Origin of the sequence: Endozoicomonas sp. YOMI1 (assembly GCF_024606345.1) — a bacterium.
Taxonomy (GTDB): domain Bacteria; phylum Pseudomonadota; class Gammaproteobacteria; order Pseudomonadales; family Endozoicomonadaceae; genus Endozoicomonas.
The window spans coordinates 1-4,262 of the sequence record NZ_JAHHPM010000022.1 but is presented as its reverse complement, the minus strand read 5'-3'; the positions used below and the strand labels follow the sequence as shown (position 1 = coordinate 4,262).

The following is a 4,262-nucleotide window of genomic DNA, read 5'->3' as shown; positions in this document are numbered from 1 at the left end:
CTTCTCAAAAAGTACTGGTAAACCATCGTTCCATAAAGTCACAGGGCTTATATACAAAGCTGATGTACTATGGTGCTTTATATTTGCCAGTACTTTTTGAGCACATACATATTTTTCAATCGTTATCTCAACTTTCATAAATAAGATAATAAACAGCAATCAGCTTATATTAAATTGTTAAAAATCTTCCGGTGTAATCAAAATCTTATGGATTCAGGAAATAGAAAGCCCCGGTTGTTAAGTTCCGGGGCTTTGAAGTGATGGCGATGAATGAATTACAGATGGGTTTCAGCATACGCTGCCAGTGGTGACCTTGGTACACCCTGAAGCTGCATTGAACCTCCATGGGGGAAATGCTTCAGGCGCTCAGTCATATAGGTTAAGCCGGAGCTGGTGGCTGCCAGATAAGGGGTGTCGATCTGGGCCAGGTTGCCAAGGCAGATCACTTTACTGCCGACACCGGCGCGGGTGATGATGGTTTTTATCTGGTGGGGAGTGAGATTCTGGCATTCATCAATGATAATCAGACTCTGTTGGAAACTCCTGCCACGGATGTAATTCAGGGATTTGAAATGCAGCGGTACCCGGTCGAGTATGTACTCCACGCTGCTGTTGGTGGACTCGTCATCATTGTGCAGCGCTTCCAGGTTATCGGTAATGGCGCCCAGCCAGGGTTCCATCTTTTCAGCCTCGGTACCTGGCAGGAAGCCAATATCTTCATCCAACCCCCGGGTTGAACGTGTGGCAATAATTCTCCGGTACTGTTTGGTGGCAATGGTCATTTCAATGGCGGCTGCCAGGGCCAGAATGGTCTTGCCAGAACCGGCGGCACCATTGAGATTAACCAGATCTACATCCGGGTCAAGCAGCAGATTCAGGGCCATGGCCTGATTGATGTTCAATGGTCTCAACCCCCAGGCTTCCTGATGCATCAGGCTCTCTCTGCTGTAGTGTTGAAGGCTTACCTGGTCGTCTGATAGATCAATGACTTTTGCTACAAACCCCTGGTCGTCTAAAAGAAACTTGTTGAGATACAACTCTTCGGCAAACTCGTTTTTATTCAGGGTGTGAATGGTTTTACCATCCAGTTGCTTGGTTTTTACTTCATTTACCCGGTCCCAGAAGTTGCCCTCATAATGGATATATCCTTTGGTCAGTAAGCCAATATCACTGACCAGCTGATCACTGTGATAGTCTTCGGTAAGAATTCCGCAGCCCCTGGCTTTGAGGCGCATATTAATGTCTTTGGTTACCAGTATGAACTGCCGCTCCGAATGGGCTTTCTGATACTGACAGATGTCGTTAATTATCTGGTTATCGTTATTACTGCTGGGGAGTGTGGTGATTTTATCGTCGGCATGACTCATCATGATGGAGAGCGTGCCGGATGTTTCATTGTTGTGGCTTCTCTGGATAGGGACTCCCTGCTCTATCTCCACAGGTGTTGCTGTACCCAGAATGTTATCAATCAGTCGTATGGCCTGACGGCAGTCAGCAGCTATGGTTTGCTTGCCGTTCTTGAGTTTGTCCAGTTCTTCCAGAACTGTGATGGGAATTAGTACCTGATGTTCTTCAAAGTTGAGGATAGAGTTAGGGTCGTGAATAAGGACGTTACTGTCCAGTATGTAGGTGGTTGTTGTGGGTGAGTTTTCTGGCCTGGTTTCCAGGGCATGTCCCATAGGCAGCTCCCTTGTCTGTTTTTGGGTTACTCATAGTTGATTCTTATCGAAAAGATTTAATCCGGCAAGGCTAAATTTCGATGAAGAATAAAAAAAAATTTTTTCCTCCTAAAGGGTTTAAGTTGATGTGTTTTACTCTTATGCTTGAAAGGATATATCGTATTTTTTTATAAAAATTTTACTGTTTTTTTGATTGATATTTCTTTTAATTATTACTGTTCTCTCCCATGCGGTATTTGTCAGCAGGCGAATCGTTAGAGTTCGCCTGCACAGCCATTAATGACGTTTACTGTTTCTGGGATCAACAAGAAGCTGTTCCGGTGGGTAGTCCTTCTTCAGTTTATCCCCCAGCAGCGCTTCAAGATCAGGAATCAGAAACGAATCATCTTCACAGGCAAAGCTGATGCTGGTTCCGCTCGCCCCCGCTCTCCCGGTTCTGCCAATCCTGTGGACGTAGTCATCAGGATCTTCAGGCAAGTTGTAGTTGATAACATGGCTGATTCCGTCAATGTGGATGCCCCGGCCAGCAACATCGGTAGCCACCAGTACTGAAATTTTTCCGGAGCGAAAATTTTCCAGAGTCCTGAGGCGCTTGTTCTGGGGAACCTCGCCAGAGATTTGGTCTGCCTTGATCCCAGCCTTTTGCAGCTGTTCGGTCAGTTTTCGGGTTTGGTCCCTGCGATTGGTGAAAACAATGACTTTTTCCAGCTGATGATGGTTAATCAGGTTTACCAGCAGGGGAAACTTCTGTTCAGATGAGAGAATGTAAACCTTTTGCTCCACCGTGTCGGTGGCAACACTGTCAGGCTCTATCTCAACTTTTACCGGGTTCCAGGTCCACTGTTCTCCAAGCCTTAATACATCATCAGTGAATGTTGCCGAGAATAGCAGCGTCTGACGGTCTCCCGGCCTTGGTGTCATGCGGATAATACGCCGTACCTGCGGGATAAAGCCCATGTCCAGCATGCGATCCGCTTCGTCGATAACCATGACTTCAACAAGATCCAGAAACAGGTCTTTACGCTCACAGTAGTCCAGCAGGCGCCCGGGCGTTGCAACGAGAATATCCACATAATTTTCGCCGATACGTTTACGCTGTTTCTCATAATCCATACCACCCACAACGGTAACAACGTGCAGGGGAAGGTACCGGGTCAGGGCTTCAGCGTCCTTACCAATCTGTAAAGCCAGTTCCCGTGTAGGGGCGATAATGACAGCCCGTGGCTCTCCCAGGTAGCGCGTATCCGGTGCCGGAGTGTCAATTAGCTGCTTGATCGTGCTGATCAGAAATGCTGCCGTTTTACCGGTTCCCGTCTGAGCCTTGCCGATCGCATCCCGACCCGCCAGAGTGCTACCCAGCACCTCTGACTGAATAGGTGTGCAGTACTTGAAGCCCTGGTCAGCGATTGCATGCATCAGCTCGCTGGGCAGCGCAAAATCATGAAAACGGGTCTTTTCGGGGTCAGGAGCTACCTGAAACTGGTCAATATTCCAGTTTTCCTGTGTCGGAGCAGGGCGGCCAGACTTTCGGCTGTTTGTCCGCTTCGGACGCTTTGATGATTTGACGTTGTTTCTGGAATGCGAAGCCTGTTTTTTGCTGCCAGAAAGCGCTTTCTTCCCTTTTTCATGGGAAGCGTCTTTACTCGCGCTTCTTTTCTTAAAAAATCCTAGAAAACCACTCAATGCCTTAATCTCGTTCCTTTCAGTCCTGAACAATGGCTTTACCTATTGGCAGCCGGGTGAGCCAGCTATAAGGATACAATCTTTATCCTGATCGTCGCAGAGATGGGCGAGGAAGAAGTTAGCTGGTTAATACCATGCCCACTTTTCGGTGGGAGTGGGTATGGTAAAGCGTGAGAGAAACTTGAGAGGATCTTCACGGTAAATGATATGGCGTATTATCGCGCCGATTTAAGGGACAAATCAAACGAACTGGACGGATTCGCGCGGATCATGGGAATAGTGTCTTTCCACCAGGCAAATCCGGCGACATAGTGGAAATTGTGACATGGCTGCATGGGACGCAGAGGAATTAATTTGGTCAGGTCAGACTTCCTCAAATTTGCCCCACTCGCCAGGTGGCTCATCCTCCGATCGCTTGCCCAGCCACAGTTGTTCAGACTTGCCTTTCTTAGACACCTGTCTTTTTTTCCTTTCACGCCACTGCTTATCAAGAACCATGACCAGGGCAGGGTCAGGCACTGGTCTTACCGTGAGATGTTTGAACAAAGCGGCGAAAAAGCTGGCTTCTTCAGCAAAATTCTGATTTTTTGTCGCAATAGACTCCGCTTTCACGGGGTCTGGCATGCAGCGATTACCGATAAAGTTAGATATTGGACAAGAACTCATAGTTGTCACCCATCATCTGGCTAAAATTAAATAATAGGTAGATATGCCGTGTTTGGAAGTTAGACATTGGTGGGGTAGGAAGGATTTTATTTTTCTATTTCAATCAGTTGTTTGATCAGGCCGGAAATAGCAGGCGCTCTTTATTAGCCACTGAACGCCCTCTTTCTTGCCGTTATACAAATTCCGCCTTCTAAATATGATAGCGAGCAAGTCATTTTGGACAGCTGGGCAAGG

The 4,262-nt window shown here is 47.3% G+C and carries 3 protein-coding genes; all 3 read right to left on the bottom strand.

Translation table 11 applies throughout. The annotated features are described in order from the left end of the window. Nucleotides 1–275: 275 nt before the first annotated feature. Nucleotides 276–1,679: a PhoH family protein gene (locus KDK15_RS00840; protein WP_257293467.1), complete on the bottom strand. Its 1,404-nt coding sequence runs from the start codon at nt 1,677–1,679 to the stop codon at nt 276–278. Nucleotides 1,680–1,955: 276 nt separating this feature from the next. Further along, nucleotides 1,956–3,362 (bottom strand): ATP-dependent RNA helicase RhlB, encoded by a 1,407-nt coding sequence (gene rhlB / locus KDK15_RS00835; protein ID WP_306800187.1) that lies wholly within the window; start codon nt 3,360–3,362, stop codon nt 1,956–1,958. 363 nt (nt 3,363–3,725) lie between these two features. Continuing rightward, a complete protein-coding gene (locus KDK15_RS00830; RefSeq protein WP_257293466.1) occupies nt 3,726–4,028 on the bottom strand; it encodes a hypothetical protein in 303 nt (100 codons plus the stop codon). Between the last annotated feature and the right edge of the window lie 234 nt (nt 4,029–4,262).